At 66.6% G+C, this 18,121-nt stretch carries 19 protein-coding genes and 1 tRNA gene; 13 read left to right on the top strand and 7 right to left on the bottom strand.

Translation table 11 applies throughout. The annotated features are described in order from the left end of the window. Positions 1 to 124: 124 nt before the first annotated feature. From AB2N08_RS19995 to AB2N08_RS20010, 4 genes are all read right to left on the bottom strand, one after another. On the bottom strand, positions 125 to 1,945 hold the full coding sequence (locus tag AB2N08_RS19995) for a M61 family metallopeptidase (protein ID WP_367612660.1): 1,821 nt from the start codon (positions 1,943 to 1,945) through the stop codon (positions 125 to 127). A gap of 84 nt (positions 1,946 to 2,029) precedes the next feature. Then, positions 2,030 to 2,632 carry a nucleotidyltransferase family protein gene (locus AB2N08_RS20000; protein ID WP_367612661.1) on the bottom strand — a complete coding sequence of 201 codons (603 nt, stop codon included), beginning with the start codon at positions 2,630 to 2,632 and terminating at the stop codon, positions 2,030 to 2,032. A 6-nt stretch (positions 2,633 to 2,638) separates the two neighbouring features. Beyond that, on the bottom strand, positions 2,639 to 3,373 hold the full coding sequence (locus tag AB2N08_RS20005) for a DsbC family protein (RefSeq protein ID WP_367612662.1): 735 nt from the start codon (positions 3,371 to 3,373) through the stop codon (positions 2,639 to 2,641). A 12-nt stretch (positions 3,374 to 3,385) separates the two neighbouring features. Continuing rightward, complete coding sequence (locus AB2N08_RS20010) at positions 3,386 to 4,633, bottom strand: FAD-dependent monooxygenase (protein WP_367612663.1); 1,248 nt, start codon at positions 4,631 to 4,633, stop codon at positions 3,386 to 3,388. 129 nt (positions 4,634 to 4,762) lie between these two features. On the opposite strand from AB2N08_RS20010, the gene AB2N08_RS20015 reads away from it, so the two are divergent. The 5 genes from AB2N08_RS20015 (at position 4,763) to uvsE (ending at position 7,999) form a co-directional block, all read left to right on the top strand. After that, a tRNA-Phe gene (locus AB2N08_RS20015) sits at positions 4,763 to 4,838 on the top strand. A 96-nt stretch (positions 4,839 to 4,934) separates the two neighbouring features. Next, a complete protein-coding gene (locus tag AB2N08_RS20020; RefSeq protein ID WP_367612664.1) occupies positions 4,935 to 5,279 on the top strand; it encodes a zinc ribbon domain-containing protein YjdM in 345 nt (114 codons plus the stop codon). A gap of 100 nt (positions 5,280 to 5,379) precedes the next feature. Further along, complete coding sequence (locus AB2N08_RS20025; protein ID WP_367612665.1) at positions 5,380 to 5,964, top strand: lipocalin family protein; 585 nt, start codon at positions 5,380 to 5,382, stop codon at positions 5,962 to 5,964. A 15-nt stretch (positions 5,965 to 5,979) separates the two neighbouring features. Next, positions 5,980 to 6,915 (top strand): CAP domain-containing protein, encoded by a 936-nt coding sequence (locus AB2N08_RS20030; protein WP_367612666.1) that lies wholly within the window; start codon positions 5,980 to 5,982, stop codon positions 6,913 to 6,915. 142 nt (positions 6,916 to 7,057) lie between these two features. Beyond that, positions 7,058 to 7,999, top strand: coding sequence for a UV DNA damage repair endonuclease UvsE (gene uvsE / locus AB2N08_RS20035; RefSeq protein WP_367612667.1), 942 nt, complete (start codon positions 7,058 to 7,060; stop codon positions 7,997 to 7,999). A 4-nt stretch (positions 8,000 to 8,003) separates the two neighbouring features. Here the strand turns inward: uvsE and AB2N08_RS20040 are convergent, their stop codons facing one another. The 3 genes from AB2N08_RS20040 to ssuE are packed head-to-tail and all read right to left on the bottom strand — an operon-like array spanning position 8,004 to position 10,477. Further along, entirely contained in the window at positions 8,004 to 8,708 is a 705-nt protein-coding gene (locus tag AB2N08_RS20040) for an alpha/beta fold hydrolase (RefSeq protein WP_367612668.1), read from the bottom strand. 42 nt (positions 8,709 to 8,750) lie between these two features. Beyond that, entirely contained in the window at positions 8,751 to 9,902 is a 1,152-nt protein-coding gene (gene ssuD / locus AB2N08_RS20045; RefSeq protein ID WP_367612669.1) for an FMNH2-dependent alkanesulfonate monooxygenase, read from the bottom strand. A gap of 17 nt (positions 9,903 to 9,919) precedes the next feature. Continuing rightward, positions 9,920 to 10,477 carry an NADPH-dependent FMN reductase gene (gene ssuE, locus AB2N08_RS20050; protein WP_367612670.1) on the bottom strand — a complete coding sequence of 186 codons (558 nt, stop codon included), beginning with the start codon at positions 10,475 to 10,477 and terminating at the stop codon, positions 9,920 to 9,922. 204 nt (positions 10,478 to 10,681) lie between these two features. Between ssuE and AB2N08_RS20055 the strand changes: the two genes are divergently transcribed. From AB2N08_RS20055 to AB2N08_RS20090, 8 genes are read left to right on the top strand one after another with little or no spacing between them, the layout of a single operon-like run. Continuing rightward, positions 10,682 to 11,869: an acyl-CoA dehydrogenase family protein gene (locus tag AB2N08_RS20055; protein WP_367612671.1), complete on the top strand. Its 1,188-nt coding sequence runs from the start codon at positions 10,682 to 10,684 to the stop codon at positions 11,867 to 11,869. 1 nt (position 11,870) lies between these two features. After that, on the top strand, positions 11,871 to 12,680 hold the full coding sequence (locus tag AB2N08_RS20060; protein ID WP_367612672.1) for a methionine ABC transporter ATP-binding protein: 810 nt from the start codon (positions 11,871 to 11,873) through the stop codon (positions 12,678 to 12,680). Beyond that, positions 12,673 to 13,335, top strand: coding sequence for a methionine ABC transporter permease (locus AB2N08_RS20065; protein WP_367612673.1), 663 nt, complete (start codon positions 12,673 to 12,675; stop codon positions 13,333 to 13,335). Before AB2N08_RS20060 ends, AB2N08_RS20065 begins: the two co-directional genes overlap by 8 nt. A 24-nt stretch (positions 13,336 to 13,359) precedes the next feature. Then, positions 13,360 to 14,178 (top strand): MetQ/NlpA family ABC transporter substrate-binding protein, encoded by an 819-nt coding sequence (locus AB2N08_RS20070; protein ID WP_367612674.1) that lies wholly within the window; start codon positions 13,360 to 13,362, stop codon positions 14,176 to 14,178. Further along, entirely contained in the window at positions 14,178 to 15,569 is a 1,392-nt protein-coding gene (locus AB2N08_RS20075; protein ID WP_367612675.1) for an LLM class flavin-dependent oxidoreductase, read from the top strand. Before AB2N08_RS20070 ends, AB2N08_RS20075 begins: the two co-directional genes overlap by 1 nt. A gap of 25 nt (positions 15,570 to 15,594) precedes the next feature. Further along, positions 15,595 to 16,566: an aliphatic sulfonate ABC transporter substrate-binding protein gene (locus tag AB2N08_RS20080; protein WP_367612676.1), complete on the top strand. Its 972-nt coding sequence runs from the start codon at positions 15,595 to 15,597 to the stop codon at positions 16,564 to 16,566. 1 nt (position 16,567) lies between these two features. Continuing rightward, positions 16,568 to 17,389, top strand: coding sequence for an ABC transporter permease (locus tag AB2N08_RS20085; RefSeq protein WP_367612677.1), 822 nt, complete (start codon positions 16,568 to 16,570; stop codon positions 17,387 to 17,389). Then, on the top strand, positions 17,386 to 18,117 hold the full coding sequence (locus AB2N08_RS20090) for an ABC transporter ATP-binding protein (RefSeq protein ID WP_367612678.1): 732 nt from the start codon (positions 17,386 to 17,388) through the stop codon (positions 18,115 to 18,117). Before AB2N08_RS20085 ends, AB2N08_RS20090 begins: the two co-directional genes overlap by 4 nt. Positions 18,118 to 18,121 lie beyond the last annotated feature (4 nt).

Consider the following 18,121-nt stretch of genomic DNA (forward strand, 5'->3'; position numbering starts at 1 on the left):
ATGGTCGATTCGCAAAGATAGCATGTTGCAGTGCAATGCAGAAGATGGGTTTCCGCATGAAGTGGCACGCCCCGGCAGGTTGACTGAACGCGTCGCATGAACATCTGCCTGCCCATAAAGCACATCAAACGGCGCTCGGCCGCTTGAGCAACGCTGACTTGCGCCCCGCCACCGCCTGCGACAAGGTAATCCCCGGCACCCGGTCGCCCTGCAACGTGACATCGAACGCCATCAATTCATCGCGCCGGAACGCATGCACCGGCACACGGTCGCCGACGCGGTAGCGCGCCAGCAGCGCGTCGACATTCGACGGATTGCCATTCACGCGCAGCCCGTCGATCGCGATTACCACGTCGAGCGCCGACAACCCGGCCAGGTGCGCGGCGCCGCCTTCATGCACTTGCGTGAGCTTGGCGCCAAGCGGGTCGCGCCCGATGCCGATGTCGAGCGAGACCTTGCTCCCCTTGCGCTCGTCGACCAGCTTGACGCCGAACGGCGCGTACAGCTTGGCCAGCGGCAGGTCCTCGACGCCGCGCACGTAACGGTCGAACAGGGGTTTGAGTTTCAGGCCGCTGACCTCATCGAACAGCGCTTCGACCTCTTGCTCGGTCACGCCGCGCCCGACGCTCGGATAGAAATCGCGGCCGTAACGGTCCCACAGCGCCAGCATCACGTCGTCGAGCGACTTCGCCCCGCCCGTCTTCGCGCGGATCGTCAGGTCGAACGCCAGCGCGATCAGCGAACCCTTGGTGTAGTAGCTGATGATCGCGTTGGGCGAATTCTCGTCCTGGCGGTAGTACTTGCTCCAGGCGTCGAAGCTCGAATCGGCCACGCTCTGCTTGGTGCGGCCGCTGCCGCGCAACACGCCGCCCACCGTCTTGGCCTGCAGCTTGAAATAAGTGGTCTCGCCGATGATCCCGGCACGCACCAGCATCAGGTCATCGTAGTAGCTGGTGAAACCCTCGAACAGCCACAGGAGCGGCGTGTAGTTCTCGACCTGCAGGTCGTACGGCGCGAACACGGCCGGCTTGATGCGCTTGACGTTCCAGGTATGGAAGTACTCGTGGCTGCACAGACCCAGGAACTGCAGGTAGCCGTCGCCCGGCTCGCCGCTTTTCTGGTTCGCCGTGGATGGCAGGTCGGCGCGCGCGCAGATCAGGGCGGTCGAGGCGCGGTGTTCCAGGCCGCCGTAGCCGTCGCCCACGGCCATCGTCATGAACACATAGCGCTCGAGCGGCGCGCGCCTGGTGAGCGGCTCGAAGAACGCGATCTGCGTTTCGCAGATGGCTTTCAGGTCGGCCTGCAGGCGGGCCATGTCGAGATTCGGCACGCGGCCCGTGATCACGATGTCGTGCGGGATCCCGTGCGCCTCGAAGGTGGCCAGTTGAAAGTCGCCCATCTCGACCGGATGATCGATCAGCTCATCGTAGTTGGCCGCGCCATACGTGCCGAAGCCGTAGCGCTTGGCGCCTACCTCTTTCATCGACGTCGCCACGCGCCACGTCTTGGCAGCGGCATTGCCGGGGCGTTGAATGTCGACGCTGTGCGCCGTCGCTTCCTGCCCCACCACGCGCAGGAACACGCTGGTGCCGTTGAAGAAGCCGTGGGTCTGATCCAGATGGGCGGCGCGCACCGACAGGTCCCAGGCATATACCTCGTAGTGCAGCACCAGCGAGCCGGCGCCGGGCGCCGCGCGCCAGGTGTGCTTGTCGAGCTTTGTCAGCGCCACGGCGCTCCCCGCGCTCTCGGCACGGATGCGCACGATATTGCGCGCGAACTCGCGGATCATGTAGCTGCCCGGGATCCAGGCCGGCAGCGCGAACGTCTGCCCGTCAGGATCGGGGTTGGCGACCGTCAGCGTGACGCTGAACAGGTGACCGGCCAGGTCGCTGGGAACGATGGTGTACTGGATTGCGCTCTGCTTTTTCTGCGATGGCTTTTTCATGATCTTGGAATAGTCTCTCGGGACGCGCCGAATGACCGCTAGTGTAAGCCAAAGTACGCCCGTAGATACAGGCGATGTGCAGGATCACGCCGGCAGGTCCTGGCGTGTATCGATATCGCGCAGGATGCCCGGATCCAAGACGGCAATCGCCGTCACCGTGTGCGTGCCCAGCAGGCGCCGCGCGCCCTGATCGCCATCCAGCGCCAGCAAGGCGGCGCGGTGCCGGGCGCCGAACGCCACCGGATTGCCACGACGGCCCTCGAACACCGGCGCCGCGATGTCGGCGCCTTCCAGAACGGCGCGGGCCAGCGCGTCCAGCGTGGACGTGGCAACAAACGGCATGTCGCCCAGCGCCACGAGCCAGCCACCGACGGCCGGCGTGTGTTGCAGCGAATACCCGATCGCATGCGCCAGCGACAGGCCCATGCCGCTATCGGCATCCGGACAGACGGTGACGTCGCAGCCAAGCGCGCGCAGCGCATCGGCCACGCCGCCATCATCAGGCGGGACCACCGCCACCACGCGCGGCACGCTTGAGAGCAGCTTGCGCGCGCTGGCCACGACGACCAGGTCGCCATCCGGCAGCCGCTGGAGCAGCTTGTTGCGTCCGCCGGCCGGATCGAAACGCCGACCGCGCCCTGCGGCAAGCAGGATGCCGGTGAGCGTCAAGTCGTTTAGCGGCGTCACGCCGGCTTACTTCGCGGCCTTGCCTTCGAGCGAATCGAACTTGCCCTCGAGGGCTTTCAGGTCGATCGCGCCCGGAATGCGCGAGCCGTCGGCGAAGAAGATCGCCGGCGTGCCGGTGATGCGCATCTTCTGGCCCAGTGCAACCACCTTGTCGTTCGGCGTTTCGCACGCGGCCGGCGCGGCCGGCGGCACTTTACCGGCGATCATCCAGTCGTCCCAGGCCTTGTTGCGGTCGGGCGCGCACCAGACGTTCTTCGATTTGACGAACGAATCCTCGGACAGGATGTTGTACATGAAGGTGTAGATGGTGACGTTGTCGATCTCCTTGAGCGTGGTCTGGCGCAGGCGCTTGCAGTAGCCGCAGTTCGGATCTTCGAACACCGCTATCACGCGCTTGCCGTTGCCCTTGACCTGCTTGAGCGCCATCTCGAGCGGCAAGTCGGAGAACTTGATCTTGTTGACTTCATCGATGCGTTCGCGCGTCAGGTTGCGCGAGCTTTTCACGTCGTACACCTGGCCGATGACGAGGTACTCGCCCTTCTTGTCGGTGTACAGGATGTCGCCCGCGACCCGCACTTCGTACAGGCCCGAATACGGCGTTTCTTTCACCGACTCGATCTTCGCGCCGCTCAGGCGCGGCTCGAGCGCCTTCTTGATGGTGGCCTCGACGTTGGTCTGCGCATCGACGCACGATGCGAGCAGGCCGGTCGCCAGCAGGACGGCGATCTTCATTTTAATCATGCTTCGTTTTCCTCAGATTGATGACTTGCCCATGGCATGGGCCATCAGGCGCCGCTTCAGTGCCGGCATTTTATCGAGCAGGTTCAGGCCGAGATTCCGGGCCACGCGCAGTGGTTCCAGGTTCGCGCCGAACAGGCGTTCGAGTCCGTCGGTGGCCAATTGCATCAGCAGCACCTCTTCCTTGCGTTTGCGGGCATAGCGCGCCAGTACCCGCTCGTCGCCGATGGCGCGTCGCTCTTCGCGGTCACGAATCGTGGCAAGCAGGTCGACGATGTCGCTGAAACCCAGGTTCATGCCGTGGCCGGCCAGCGGGTGCACGGCATGCGCCGCATCGCCCACCAGCGCCACGTGCGGCGCCACCATCGCGTGCGGCTTGACCAGCGCCAGCGGGACCGCGGCCACGGCTTCGGGCTGCAACGGGCGCAGCGTACCCAGTTTCTCGTCGGCGTATTCGCCCAGCCGGATCGCCAGCTCGCCGAGCGACTCTTCCATCAGCGTGGCGGCCAGCGTTTCCGGCGCCGACCACACCAGCGAGACGCGGTTGCCCGGCAGCGGCAGCAGCGCGACGATGCCATCCTCGCAGGTGAACCACTGGTGCGCCACACCGTGGTGCGGCTTGTCGCAGGCGAAGTTGGTGACGATGGCGCTCTGGTGGTACATGCGGTAGTCGACGCCGATATCGCACTGGCCGCGCACCCACGATTCGCGCCCGTCGGCGCCGACCAGCAGCGCGCACTCGACGCGGCGACCGTCTTCCAGGCGCACGGCCGCGCCGCTGTCGCTGCAGGTCAGTTCACAGGCGCGGCCTTCGACGCGCTGCACGTTGTGCGCGAACTTGAGCGCCGCATCGAGCGCCCCGTTCAGGTTCTGGTCTTCGACGATCCATGCCAGCGTGCCGACGCGGGCGCCGAAGGCATCGAAGCCCAGGTTGCCGCCACCGGCGCCGTCGCCATGCACGTCCATCGCATCGACGGCCGCAACGCGTGCAAGGTCGAGGGCGCCCCAGACTTTCAACGACGCCAGCAGATCGTGGGCCGTGTGGTTGAGCGCATACACGCGCACGTCCCACGGCCGCTCGGCTGCCGAAGCGGTCGGCGCACCGCTCGCACCCGACGCATCGGGCGACTGCCGGGCCGGCGGCGCCAGCAACGTCACACTGTGCCCCGCCTGGGCGAAGCCGAGGGCGGCCGTCTTGGCGATGGCGCCATTGCCGACGATGCAGACGTCGGTCCGGATGGTAGAGGTCGTGGGCGTGGTCATGGGGGCATTATAGCGATATGCCGGTGCCGGGGCGGGGCTGGAGGACGGGCCCGCGGGGCTGCCGGCTAGCAATGGCGCGCACAGGGACTTGCGCAACTGAAAATCGCTGGCTATAATCGTGCCTCTCTTGGCCTGGTAGCTCAGTTGGTAGAGCAGAGGATTGAAAATCCTTGTGTCGGTGGTTCGATTCCGCCCCGGGCCACCAAGAATTCAGTAGTTAATTCAGCAGCAAATTCGCTGTAAATGCAGCTGCAAACAAAAACGCCACCACCGAGTGGCGTTTTTGCATTCCAAGGCCCTCATGCATACCCTTCCGCCCTGCCCCCTCTGCCAATCGGCCTACACCTACGACGACGGCGCCGGCCAATACGTCTGCCCGGAATGCGCGCACGAGTGGCCGATCTCGAGCGCCGCTGGCGCCGCCGAGACCGCACGCGTCTACAAGGATGCGTCCGGCAATATCCTCCAGGACGGCGACACTGTCACCGTGATCAAGGACCTCAAGCCAAAAGGCTCGGGCGGCGTGATCAAGCAGGGCACCAAGGTCAAGAATATCCGCCTGGTCGATGCCGACCACGACATCGACTGCAAGATCGACGGTTTCGGCGCCATGAGCCTGAAGACGGAATTCGTGCGCAAGGTCTGAACCAGCGGCGAGCAACGGCCGGCGCGTGACGGCCAGCCATGCGACACTGTCAAGGCATTGTCATTTATCCTAGGAACCCTGATTGACACAAGAGGTTCCCATGTTTGCCAAGCCATCGTTCCATGCCGCGTGCGCCGTGCTGGCCCTGTCTGGTCTGTGCGCCGGCCCGGCGCTGGCTGCAGATGCCGTCAATCCGTTGCAGCCGATCGAATCGCTCGCGGTGCCGCGCTATATGGGCGTCTGGTATGAAATCGCCAAGTTCCCGAATGAATTTCAAAAGAAATGCGTGGGCGACACCAGCGCGACCTACAACCTGGACAAGGACGGCCGGGTCCAGGTCATCAACCGGTGCCGCACTGCGGATGGCAAGGTCGACACCGCCGAAGGCATCGCACGCCAGCCGGGCGCGGCCACATCGCCCAAGCTCGAGGTGCGCTTCGCACCGGCGGTCCTGTCCTTTATCCCGATGGTGTGGGGTGATTACTGGGTGATCGATCTGGACGACAAGTACCAGTTATCCGCCGTCAGCGAACCGAAGCGTGAATATCTGTGGATCCTGTCGCGTACCCCGCAAGTCGCGCCTGCCGAATACGATGCATTGCTGGCACGCCTGACGGCCCAGGGACTGGACGTCTCGAAACTCGTGCGCACCCCACACACTCGCTCGCCGCAGCCTGGGCAGTAACCGGCCGCGCAAGCTATGGGTCAGCAACGCACCGCCGAATCGATGACCTGCCCACGCCGCGCCATTGCGCAGCCCCCATCACCGTGGACGCCCGTTGCCGCGATCGTCGCAGGCAGCCTGCTGACGCCGCTCTCGCAAGCCCAGCCGCCGCCCGCCGCCGGCAGCGATCTGCTCGCCCCACTGATCAACGCCTTCCGCGCCAACCCGGTTGCCTGCGACGGCGCTCCGGTCGGGCCCGCAACGCATCTGGTCGCCCAACCGGCCCTGGCCCGGGTGCGCATCGGCGCCGGCACCTTCATCGAACCGGCCCTGGAACGCGCAGGCTACGCCGCCGAGAGCGCGCAGGCGGTCTACGTCACCGGTCCCGACGATGCCGTGTCCGCCATGAATGTGCTGCAACAGAAATACTGCAAGGTACTGCTCAGCGAACAATTCACGGCGGTGGGCAGTTACCGCGAAGGGCTGACCTGGACCGTTGTGCTGGCCCGGCCGGCGCCGCCACTGCCATCGACAACATATCCGGACTGGCGCGACGCTGGCCACATCATCCTCGACGCTGTCAATCTTGCACGTGCCAGCGCGCGGGTGTGCGGCGAGCGCCGGTTTCCCCCGGCGCCGCCCTTGCAATGGAATGCGGCGCTGGGCGAGGCCGCGCTGGCCCACAGCCGCGACATGGCCACCCGCCGCTACTTCAATCACCGCGCGAAGGACGGCAGCGGCGCACCCGAGCGTGCCACGCGCGCCGGTTACCTGTGGCGCCGGGTGGGCGAGAACATCGCGTTCGGCCAACGCTCGCCGCAGGACGCGGTGGCCAGCTGGCTCGACAGCCCGGGCCACTGCGCCAACATCATGAACGCCGACTTCACCGAGATGGGCGCGGGCTACGGCGTCACCGCCGAGCGGCACGCCGGCATCATTTACTGGACCCAGGTGTTCGCTACACCACGCTAAGCAGCGGACGGCAGGCAGCCCGATCGGCGGCAGACCAGGCGTGCACCGCTTTCGTCCCTGGTTCCGAACGCACGCGTGCTCTTCGTCAAAGCCGCTTCGGATAGACTTTCCAGCACCATCCACCTACTCACCGGGTCGTGCCATGCCGTCCACGCACGCCCCAACCGCCATGACCCTGATCGCCACGCAACCAAACCTCGGCCTCGTCTGTATTACCGTCTCGAAGGACGTGCGTTACCGCGCGCTCACGCGCAAGCGCCTGCTCGAACAATCCGAAGAAGGCCAGCAACGCATGCTGGAAGACATCTACCGCGACAATATCCAGACGCTGGACAATGCACTGCGCTACTGTGAGGCCGAAGGCATCAAGCTGTACCGTATGCCATCGTCGATCTTCCCGTTCGCCGACGAGCCATTCGGCCTGGCGATCCTGGAAAAGTTCAAGCAAACGCTGGGCCGCTCGGGCCGGCGTGCCACTGAGCGCGGCATCCGGCTCGTGATGCACCCCGACCAGTTCGTCGTGCTCAGTTCTGACTCGGACAGCGTCGTCGCCAACAGCGTCAAGATCCTGCAGATGCACGCCGACATCATGGACTTGCTTGACCAGCCACGCTCGCCCTGGGCGCTGCTCGAAATCCACGGTGGCAAATCCGACCGCGAAGACAAGCTGGTGGCGCGCATCGCCGCACTGCCCGAAGCGATCCGCAGCCGCATCGGCCTGGAAAACGACGAATACGCCTACAGCGCCGACGAGATCCACGCCGTGTGCGTGCGCGCCGGCGTGCCGATGGTGTTCGACGCCCACCACCACATCGTCCACGAAAAACTCGACAGCTACGAACACCCGAGCGTAGCCGCTACCTTCCTCAAGGCGCGCGCCACCTGGGCCGATCCTGCGCACCAGCTGGTGCACATCTCGAACGGGCGCGAAGGCTTCAACGACCGCCAGCACGCCGACCTGATTTCGGTGATGCCGTCAGCCTACCTGCAAGCGCCATGGATCGAGATCGAGGCCAAGCACAAGGAAGACGCGATCCGCGGCCTGCACGGCTGGTGCGAGAAGCTGGCGCCGGCAACGGCGTAATGCGTCAGTCGGCGCGCGCACCCGCCACGCGCGCCAGCCATGGCGCCAGCACATCCGACAACGCCTGCGGCGCCTCGATCGGAATCATATGGCCGCTGTCTTCGATGACGGCAAATGCCGACCCGGCGATCCCCGCATGCAGCTCCTGAGACTCTTCCATGCTGCGCAAGCGATCGTGTCCGGCCGCGACGATGAGCGTTGGGCAGCGAATGGCGTCCAGCAGATGCAGGTCGCCGGGCCGCTCGACCATCGACTGATTGCGAAATGCCCCGGGCCCCAGGCGCACCCCCATCTGGCGCACGCGCTCGATCAACGCTTCATCGGCGGCACGCGCCGGATGCAGTGAGCTCGCGATTGCCGTGCGGCTAAGCCCCGCAAACGATACGGACGGCGCCGAGCGCGCCACCGCGCGCTTGCCCTGCTTGATTGCCTCGGTATCGGGCCGGGTCGAGGTGGCGATCAGCACCAGCGCCTCCACCCGCTCGGGCGCCAGGCGCACGATCTCGCGCGCGACGTAGCCGCCCATCGAAAAGCCGATCAGGATGAACGACGGCGGTGCATCGCGCAACGCGCTCGCCGCCATATCGGCCAGCGACGCATCGTGGCGCAAATCGGCATGCAATAGTGGGCCAAACGGGGCGAGCGGCTCGCGCAAATCGGCCCACAACGTCTCATCGGCCATATAGCCGGGTACCAGCAAGATAGTCATCGCGCCATGATAGCAAAGGCCGCGATGACGACAACGCGTGTGTCAGGCCGCCTTCTTTGGCAGGATATCGCTGGCCATCATCTCGCCGAACGGCCCGGTAATCGACTGCTCGCCGGCCGCCTTTCCCTTGCCCAGCAGCGGGAACACCAGTTCGGCGAAGCGGTACGATTCTTCCAGGTGCGGATAACCCGACAGGATGAACGTCTCGATCCCCAGGTCGGCATATTCGCGCAGGCGCGCCGCCACTGTCTCGGGGTCGCCCACCAACGCCGTACCCGCCCCGCCGCGCACCAGGCCCACACCGGCCCACAGATTGGGCGAGACCTCCAGCGCGTCGCGCCGCCCCCCATGTAGCGCCGCCATCCGGCGCTGGCCGACCGAATCCATCTTCGCGAACGCCGCCTGCGCCTTGGCAATGGTCTCGTCGTCGAGATGGCTGATCAGCGCCTCTGCCGCGCGCCAGGCTTCGTCATTCGTCTCGCGTACGATCACATGCAGGCGGATCCCGAACTTCAGGGTGCGCCCATGCTTCGCGGCGCGCGCGCGGATGTCGGCCAGCTTCTCGGCCACTGCTGCCGGTGGCTCGCCCCAGGTCAGGTACACATCCATCTGTTCGGCCGCCAGCTCGTGCGCCGGCTCGGAAGAACCACCGAAGTACAGTGGCGGATACGGTTTCTGCACCGGTGGATACAAGGTCTTGGCACCCTTGACCTGGATATGCTTGCCCTCGAAGTCAAACCCCGCCGCGCCACCCTCGCCCGCCATGCTGGCGCGCCAGACGCGGAAGAATTCATCCGAGATCTCGTAGCGTTTGCTGTGATCGGCGTACAAGCCGTCGGCTTCAAGTTCGCCCTGGTCGCCGCCAGTGACGACATTGACCAGCAGCCGCCCGCCCGATAGCCGGTCGAAGGTCGAGGCCATGCGCACTGCGAGTCCCGGAGTCGACAAGCCCGGCCGGATCGCCACCAGAAATTTCAATCTGGTCGTGGCATGGATCAGCGACGAGGCCACGATCCATGCGTCTTCGCACGAGCGGCCGGTCGGCAGCAGCACGCCGTCGTAGCCGAGCGTGTCGGCGGCCACCGCCACCTGCTTCAGGTAATCGGCATCGACCGCGCGCGCACCCTTGCTGGTGCCAAGGTAGCGGCTGTCGCCATGGGTAGGGATGAACCAGAAAATATTCGGCGTCGACATGGGGTTCCTTGGATGTTTTATGCAGCGGCGGCACGCGCGAACCGCGAGCGCGCCTGCAGTTCGGCGCTCAGTTGATCCACGCCCTGCGCGACGCGCTCGGCGATGGATGGCGCCAGGCGCGTGCCATGTTCGCTGTCCCACGCGATCTGGTCGGACGTCGCATAGATACTCGGCAAGATCGTGCGCGCCGCCATCGATGCCAGCACGGGCCGCAGCGCGTAGTCGAGCGCCAGCATGTGCGACTGGCTGCCGCCGGTTGCCAGCGGCAGCACGGCCTTGCCGCGCAAGCCATCTTGCGGCAGCAGATCGAGAAACAGCTTGAGCATGCCGGTATAGGCCGCCTTGTAGATCGGCGTGGCCACCACCAGCGCATCGGCATTGGCCACCAGCGCCAACGCGCGCGCCAGGTCGGGATCGGTCGCGTCCATGCCGAGCAGCGCCGCACCGGGCAACTCGCGCACCTCGAGGTGCGCCGTGCGCCAGCCATGCACGACAAGCTTGTCGCCGATGTGCTGCAGCAGCCGGCTCGATGACGAATGGGATGACGGGCTTCCGCCCAACAGAATAACGCTCATGGTGTGTTCCTGACATAGGCCAGCAATGGCAACGGTCGACACAGACTAGAACGCGCCGACGGCAATCCCAACGAATGCTTTCACCCATCGATATACGCGCTTCGTTTTATCTTTTTGCGCATATCGACGGCTGGATTTCTTCGTTCACGCGGCCATACCGACGGATGCAAGATGACGCTCTACCACTTAACCGGCGTCGCTTCCATGGCCTCCATCCTGCAGCAACTGCACTTGCCCGATCCCCTGGCCATAGCCACCGCACTGGCCGAGCGCCTGGCCGCCACCGCTGTCGAACGTGACCGTGCCGGCGGCCATCCGGCGCACGAACGCGCGCTGATGCGCGAGTCGGGCCTGCTCACGCTGTCGATCCCGGCCGAGTTTGGCGGCCAGGGCGCCGACTGGGCCACCGTGATGGCCGTGGTACGCCTGCTGGCCAAGGCCGACAGCGCGCTGGCTCACCTGTTCGGCTTTCACCACCTGCAGCTGGCAGGCATCCAGTTGTATGGCACCAAACTGCAGCAACGCAGCCTGCTCACCGCCGCCGTGCGCCAGAACCAATTCTGGGGCAACGCCCTGAACCCGCTCGACAAGCGCACCCGCGCCGTCGCCTCTCCCGCCGGTTTCACGCTCGATGGCGTCAAGAGCTTTTCATCGGGCTCGGTGGGTTCCGACTGGCTGACCGTCTCGGCCTGGGACGAACAGGCCAACGCCGCCCTGATCGCCGTGCTGCCCACCAGCCAGGCAGGCGTGCACGTGGAAGCCGACTGGGACGCGTTCGGCCAGCGCCAGACCGACAGCGGCAATGTCCACTTCGATCGCGTCCACCTGCCCAACGCCCTGGTGCTGCAGGCGCCCGGCCAGGCGCCTACAGCGCGGTCCACGCTGCGCTCGCAAGTCGCGCAGCTGATCATGACCAATCTGTATCTGGGTATCGCGCAAGGCGCCTTCGAGGCCGCGCGCGACTACACACTGGAGCAGGCGCGCCCGTGGTTCGCCGCCGGCGTCGACGACGCCATCGACGATCCCTTCACCCAGCACCGCTACGGCCAGCTGTGGCTGACGCTCCGCCCGACCGTGCTGCTGGCCGACGAAGCGGGCCGCCAGCTCGATGCGGCTCTGGGCCGGGGCGATGCGCTCAGCGCACGCGAACGTGGCGAAGTGGCAGTGGCAGTGGCCGAAGCCAAGGTGCTGGCGCACCGCGCCGCGATCGAGATCAGCAACACGATGTTCGAGCTGCTCGGCGCGCGCGCCACGTCGGCGCGCTTCGGCTTCGACCGCTTCTGGCGCAACGCCCGCGTACACACGCTGCACGACCCGATCGACTACAAGCTGCGCGACCTGGGGCGCTACGCGCTCAGTGGCCGCGTGCCTGACCCAACCCCGTATTCCTGACATGAGCACCACCATCGCCCCCGCGCCGCTGATCCGGCTCGCCCACGCCAGCAAAGCCTTCCCGCTGCCTGAAGGTGGCCGGTTCGACGCCGTGCGCGACATCTCGTTCGACATCCTGCCAGGCGAAATTTTCGGCCTGGTCGGCCGCAGCGGCGCCGGTAAATCGACCCTGCTGCGGATGATGAATCTGCTCGAGCGGCCAGATACCGGCACCGTCACCGTCTCCGGCCAGGAACTGACTCGCCTGAACCCGCGCGACCTGCGCGAGGCGCGGCGGCGCATCGGCATGATCTACCAGCACTTCAACCTGCTCGCCAACGCCACCGTGTTCGAGAACGTGGCCTTCCCGCTGCGCATCCACGGCGCCATGAATGCGCCGCGCCTGACGGCGCGCGTGAACGAATGCCTGGCCCTGGTCGGGCTGCAGGATAAAGCCGGCAGCTATCCGTCGCGCCTGTCGGGCGGCCAGAAGCAGCGCGTGGCGATCGCGCGCGCACTGGCCAGCTATCCGGCGGTGCTGCTGTGCGACGAGCCGACGTCGGCGCTCGACCCGGACACCACGCGCAGCCTGCTCGCCACACTGCGCGACATCAACGCGCGCCTGGGCGTGACAATCGTCATCGTCAGCCACGAACTGCAGGCGCTGGGCAGCCTGTGCCACCGCGCGGCCGTGGTCGAAGATGGGCGGCTTGCCGAACTGTTCGACCTGGGCGACCACAGCGTGCCGCGCACGACGTCGCTCGGCCGCGAGCTGCTGTTCTACAGCGCCGAAGCGCGCGCCGACGCGCCACCGGGAGCACTCCATGCTTGAAAAACTGCTGCTGGTGGCGCCCGAACTCTGGCGCGCACTTGGTGAAACCCTGCTCATGCTGGGCATCGGTCTGACGGCTGCGGTGCTGCTGGGCGGGCCGCTTGGCGTGGCGCTGTTCCTGAGCAGCGCGGGCGAGTCCACGCGCGGCCAGCGCGCCGGCCGCGCGCTGGGCTGGCTGGTGAATACGGTGCGCTCGTTCCCCTTCATCATCCTGATGGTGGCGCTGGTGCCGTTCACGCGCATCGTCGCCGGCACCTCGATCGGGCCGCTGGCCGCAGCCGTGCCGCTGTCGTTCGCTGCCATCCCCTACTTTGCGCGCCTGGTCGAGCAGCAGCTGCACGAGGTGCCGCGCGGTGTGATCGAGGCAGCCGAGGCGATGGGCGCCACGCGCCTGCAGATCGTCACGCGCGTGCTGCTGCTCGAGGCCCGATCCGGCCTGGTGCTGGCGCTGACTGTGTTGGCGATCAGCTTCCTGTCGTATTCCGCCGTGGCCGGCGTGGTTGGCGGCGGCGGCATCGGCGACCTCGCCATCCGCTACGGCTACTACCGCTTCGAGACCGACGTCATGGTCGTCACCGTCGCGATCCTGATCGCCATCGTGCAGCTGATCCAGTTTGGCGGCGGACGCATCGCGCGCCGTCTCGACAAGCGCTGACCCGTTCACAAAAAGGAAACCACCATGCGTTTGTCCCGCCGTATCCTGTTCATCAGCACCCTGGCACTGGCATTGACCGCCGGCGCCCAAGCGAAAGACCCGAAAGAGATCGTCATCGGCACCAGCGCCGGCCCGTATGCCGACCAGGTCAGGCTGGGCATCAAACCCATCCTGGAAAAACAGGGCTACAAGGTGCGCATCGTCGAGTTCAACGACTACATCCAGCCCAACTTCGCGCTGGCCGAAGGTGCGCTCGACGCCAACGTGTTCCAGCACATCACGTACCTGACGCGCTTCGCGACCCAGCACAAACTGGCGCTGACCGAACTGGTAAAAGTGCCGACTGCGCCGATCGCGATCTACAGCCAGCGCCACAAAGGCCTGAACGCGGTCAGGCAAGGCACGACGGTCGCGCTGCCGAACGACCCGACCAACCAGGCGCGCGCCCTCGTCATGCTCGACCAACTGGGCTGGATCAAGCTGCGCCCGGGATTCGACCCGATCCGCGCGTCCGAGCGCGACGTGGCGGCCAACCTGAAAGGCATCCGGCTGCTGCCGCTCGAAGCGGCGCAGCTGCCGCGCGCGCTGCAGGACGCCGATTACGCTTTCGTGAACGGCAACTACGCGCTGGCGTCCGGCCTGAAACTGCGCGACGCACTGCGCGCCGAGAAGATCTCGCCGGCCTACGCCAATCTGGTGGCGGTAAAAACGGCCGACCGCGACAAACCGTTCGCGCGCGACCTGGCGGCAGCGTACAAGTCGCGCGCCTTTCTCGCCGTGACCAACCAGCATTTCGCCGACTACGCCAAGACCGACTACCAGCTCGCCCTCGGAGCACAATGATGGCGCGCCCGATCCGCTTCAACGCCTTCCAGATGAACACCCCGAGCCACCAGTCGCCGGGCCTGTGGACGCATCCGCGCAGCAGCAGCGAGCGGTACCTGACGCCCGGCTACTGGATCGAACTGGCGCAGCTGCTCGAACGGGGCGGCTTCGACGCCATCTTCCTGGCCGACGTGCTGGGCGTGTATGACGTGTACCGCAAGGGGCCGGACGCCGCACTGCGCCACGCAGTGCAGGTGCCGCTGAACGATCCGCTGGCGCTGGTGCCGCTGATCGCGCACGCCACCACGCGCCTGGGCATCGGCGTGACGGCCGCCCTCACCTACGAACATCCCTACACGTTCGCCCGGCGCATCTCGACGCTCGACCACCTGAGCGGCGGGCGCATTGGCTGGAATATCGTCACCGGTTACCTCGACAGCGCCGCACGCAACCTGGGCCTGGACCGGCAACTCGGCCACGACGAACGCTATGACCTGGCCGACGAATACATGGACGTCGTCTACAAACTGTGGGAGCGTAGCTGGGACGACGATGCCGTCGTGCGCGACAAGGACCGCGGCGTGTACACCGACCCGGATCGCGTACACCCCATCAACCACCACGGCCGCTACTACGACGTACCGGGTTTTCACCTGAGCGAGCCGTCGCCGCAGCGCACGCCGTTCCTGTACCAGGCCGGCGCCTCGCCGCGCGGCGCCCGCTTCGCGGCGAAACACGCCGAGGCGACCTTCATCAGCGGCCCGAGCAAGCAGGTGATCAAGCAGGGCGTCGACGCCGTGCGTGCCGCCGCCACCGCCGAAGGGCGCGATCCCGATGCGTTGCTGGTGTACGCGCAGGCCCTGATCGTCACCGGCGCCACCGAGCAAGCGGCGCAAGCACGGCTTGAAGAGTACCGCCTGCACGTCGACGTGCAGGCGGCGTTGACCTTGCTGTCCGGCTGGACGGGCGTGGATTTTTCGCGCCACCATCTGGACGACACCATCGAATACATCGATACCGACGCCGGCCGCTCGGCGCTGGCCTCGCTCAGCGCCGCCGACCCGCGCCGCGACTGGACTGTGCGTGAAGCCGCCGAGTTCATTGGCCTGGGCGGGCGCGGTCCGATCATCGTGGGCGACGCGCACCAGGTGGCCGACCAGCTGGAAGCGTGGCTCGACGAGACGGGCATCGACGGCTTCAATCTCGCGTTTGCGCTGCCGCTGGAAGACATGGGCGCGGTCGTCGAGCACATCGTGCCCGAACTCGTGCGGCGCGGCCGCTACCGCGCCGATCCTCCAGGTGGCACGCTGCGCGCACAACTCCTGAGCCAGGGCCCGCGCCTGGCGCCCGGCCATCCGGGCAGCCAGGTCGACATCGCATCCCCGTTGCCCGCTGTCCGGGCGGCCTGACAACGCCGTATCTACCAGGAAGACCATGAAACGAAGAAGCCTGTTGCAACTGGCCGCCAGCGGCGCCGCCCTCGCCACTTTCCCTGCCCGCGCGGCGCCGCTCGACGAGCTGCGCCTGGACTACGCCCACTACTCGCCCACCAGCCTGGTGCTGCGCCACTTTGGCTGGCTGGAAGAAGAGTTCAAGGGCGACGGCACCCGCATCAAATGGGTGTTCAGCGCCGGCAGCAATCGCGCGCTGGAATACCTGAACGCGAGCAGCATCGACATCGGCTCGTCGGCCGGCCTGGCGGCGCTGCTGGCCAGGGCCAACGGCAACCCGATCCGCGCGCCTTACCTGTTCTCGCGCCCGGAGTGGACGGCGCTCGTGGTGCCAAAGAATTCGCCGATCCGCACGCTGGCCGACCTCAAAGGCCGCAAGGTCGCTGCCACCAAGGGCACCGACCCATATCTGTTCCTGCTGCGCGCGCTGCACACGGTGGGCCTCAAGCGCAGCGATATCGAGCACGTGAGCCTGCAGCATGCGGACGGCCGCGCCGCGCTGGAACAGGGCCGCGTCGATGCCTGGGCAGGACTCGACCCGCACATGGCGGCGGCCGAACTGGAAGGCGGCGCGCGGCTCCTGTACCGCAACGTGGCGTTCAACACCTACGGCTTCCTGAACGTGCGCGAAGAATTCCTCGCCACCCGCGCGAATGAAACCGCACGCGTGATCAAGGCCTATGAACGGGCACGCGCCTGGACCCGCGCCAATCCGTCCGAAGCGGCGAAGATCCTGTCGAACGAAGCGAAGGTGCCGCTGCCGGTCGCGCTGCTGCAAGTGAAGCTGCGCTCGGACTTCAGCAACGCCCAGCCCACCGCCGAACACCTGCGCGCGCTGCAACTGGCCGCGCCGATCCTGCGCGAAGAAGCGCTGGTGCGGCCGGGAACGGACCTGGACAAGGCCATCCCGGGCCTGGTCGACACCGGGTTCGCGCGTCAGCTGATCAAGGTGTGACATGGAGCGCCAGGCCATCATCACTGCGGCGCCGCCGTCATTGCGGGCGAGACGCCGGCTTCCTGGCCTGCCACTCGGGCTGCTGCTGCCGGCACTGGCGCTGATCGGCTTTGAGGTCGGCGTGCGCGCCGGCCTGGTGCCGGCCAACCTGCTGCCGCCGCCGAGCGCCGTCCTCGAATCCCTGTCCTGGTTGCTCGAGAACGGCCTGGCCGGTCACATCGGCGCCAGCACATTGCGCGTGGCGGCGGGCTTCACCGCCGGCGCCCTGCTCGCCTTGCCGCTGGGCGCACTGGTGGCGCTCAATCGCCGCGCCGAAGCCATGTTGGATCCGACCTTCCAGGCGCTGCGCGCGATCCCGTCGCTGGCCTGGGTGCCGTTGCTGCTGCTCTGGTTCGGTATCGACGAGGCGCCAAAGATCATCCTGATCGCCATCGGCGCTTTCTTCCCGGTGTATATGGGCGTGGTTGCCGGCATTCGCGGCGTCGATCGCGGCTTGACCGAAGTGGGGCTGCTGTATCGCCTGTCGCCATTCGCATTGGCGCGCCGGGTGCTGTTGCCGGCTGCCCTGCCGTCGATCCTGACGGGCCTGCGCAATGGCTTGAGCCTGGCCTGGATGTTCATGGTGGCGGCCGAACTGATCGCCGCCAGCCGCGGCCTGGGTTACCTGTTGACGGACGGCCGCGAATCGAGCCGCGCCGACATCATGCTGGCTGCCATCGTGCTGCTGGCGGTGCTGGGCAAGATCAGCGACAGCGCGATGCAAACGCTTGAACGACGCTGGCTGGCCTGGCGCGACAGCTACGCGACGAGAGACGCACGATGAGCGCATTCCTCGAGATCGTCATCAACGAAAAAAATCATGGAACACGCGCCGTGCTGCGCGGCTTTCGCCTGGGCGTGGCGCAGGGAGAAATCGTCAGCCTGGTGGGCGCGAGCGGTTGCGGCAAAAGCACGCTGCTGTCGATTGTGGCGGGGCTCGATCGCGCCTATCGCGGCGCGGTGCGCCTCGATGGCCGCCCGTTGGCGGGGCCAGATGCCGACGTCGGCCTGGTATTCCAGGCGCCGCGCCTGTTTCCGTGGCTGAGCGTCTCGCAGAACGTGGTGTTCGGCGCCGGCACGCAGCCCGACCTGGCCCGCGCCGATGCGCTGCTGGGTGAAGTGGGTCTACAGGGCTACGGCGCGGCGCTGCCAAAGCAGCTCTCTGGTGGCCAGGCCCAGCGCGCCGCGATCGCGCGCGGGCTGTTTCTGGAACCGCGCGTGCTGCTGCTGGATGAGCCGTTTTCGGCCGTCGACGCCTTCACTCGCATGCGCCTGCAAGACCTGCTGGCGCAGGCGGCCCGCCAGCGCGGGCTGACTGTTTTACTGGTAACGCACGATATCGACGAGGCACTGTACCTGAGCGACCGCGTGATCCTGATGGACAGCGTGCCCGGCCCGGCGCGCGCCGAATTTGCGGTCGCTGCGCCGTGGCCGCGCGAGCGCCGCGCGATGGCCGGATCGCTGCTCAAGCCTGCAATCCTGGACAGCCTGCACGCGGCGCATGCGATCTAGCGTT

The sequence above is a fragment of the Massilia aurea genome (assembly GCF_040790145.1).
In the GTDB taxonomy this organism is placed as follows: Bacteria; Pseudomonadota; Gammaproteobacteria; order Burkholderiales; family Burkholderiaceae_D; genus Telluria; species Telluria aurea_C.

What these genes read in the sequence shown, in the direction of transcription:
- AB2N08_RS19995 (WP_367612660.1), bottom strand. Translation starts at nt 1,945, where the DNA reads ATGAAAAAGCCATCGCAGAAAAAGCAGAGCGCAATCCAGTACACCATC.
- AB2N08_RS20005 (WP_367612662.1), bottom strand. Translation starts at nt 3,373, where the DNA reads ATGATTAAAATGAAGATCGCCGTCCTGCTGGCGACCGGCCTGCTCGCA.
- AB2N08_RS20010 (WP_367612663.1), bottom strand. Translation starts at nt 4,633, where the DNA reads ATGACCACGCCCACGACCTCTACCATCCGGACCGACGTCTGCATCGTC.
- AB2N08_RS20020 (WP_367612664.1), top strand. Translation starts at nt 4,935, where the DNA reads ATGCATACCCTTCCGCCCTGCCCCCTCTGCCAATCGGCCTACACCTAC.
- AB2N08_RS20025 (WP_367612665.1), top strand. Translation starts at nt 5,380, where the DNA reads ATGTTTGCCAAGCCATCGTTCCATGCCGCGTGCGCCGTGCTGGCCCTG.
- AB2N08_RS20030 (WP_367612666.1), top strand. Translation starts at nt 5,980, where the DNA reads ATGGGTCAGCAACGCACCGCCGAATCGATGACCTGCCCACGCCGCGCC.
- uvsE (WP_367612667.1), top strand. Translation starts at nt 7,058, where the DNA reads ATGCCGTCCACGCACGCCCCAACCGCCATGACCCTGATCGCCACGCAA.
- AB2N08_RS20040 (WP_367612668.1), bottom strand. Translation starts at nt 8,708, where the DNA reads ATGACTATCTTGCTGGTACCCGGCTATATGGCCGATGAGACGTTGTGG.
- ssuD (WP_367612669.1), bottom strand. Translation starts at nt 9,902, where the DNA reads ATGTCGACGCCGAATATTTTCTGGTTCATCCCTACCCATGGCGACAGC.
- ssuE (WP_367612670.1), bottom strand. Translation starts at nt 10,477, where the DNA reads ATGAGCGTTATTCTGTTGGGCGGAAGCCCGTCATCCCATTCGTCATCG.
- AB2N08_RS20055 (WP_367612671.1), top strand. Translation starts at nt 10,682, where the DNA reads ATGGCCTCCATCCTGCAGCAACTGCACTTGCCCGATCCCCTGGCCATA.
- AB2N08_RS20060 (WP_367612672.1), top strand. Translation starts at nt 11,871, where the DNA reads ATGAGCACCACCATCGCCCCCGCGCCGCTGATCCGGCTCGCCCACGCC.
- AB2N08_RS20065 (WP_367612673.1), top strand. Translation starts at nt 12,673, where the DNA reads ATGCTTGAAAAACTGCTGCTGGTGGCGCCCGAACTCTGGCGCGCACTT.
- AB2N08_RS20070 (WP_367612674.1), top strand. Translation starts at nt 13,360, where the DNA reads ATGCGTTTGTCCCGCCGTATCCTGTTCATCAGCACCCTGGCACTGGCA.
- AB2N08_RS20075 (WP_367612675.1), top strand. Translation starts at nt 14,178, where the DNA reads ATGGCGCGCCCGATCCGCTTCAACGCCTTCCAGATGAACACCCCGAGC.
- AB2N08_RS20080 (WP_367612676.1), top strand. Translation starts at nt 15,595, where the DNA reads ATGAAACGAAGAAGCCTGTTGCAACTGGCCGCCAGCGGCGCCGCCCTC.
- AB2N08_RS20085 (WP_367612677.1), top strand. Translation starts at nt 16,568, where the DNA reads ATGGAGCGCCAGGCCATCATCACTGCGGCGCCGCCGTCATTGCGGGCG.
- AB2N08_RS20090 (WP_367612678.1), top strand. Translation starts at nt 17,386, where the DNA reads ATGAGCGCATTCCTCGAGATCGTCATCAACGAAAAAAATCATGGAACA.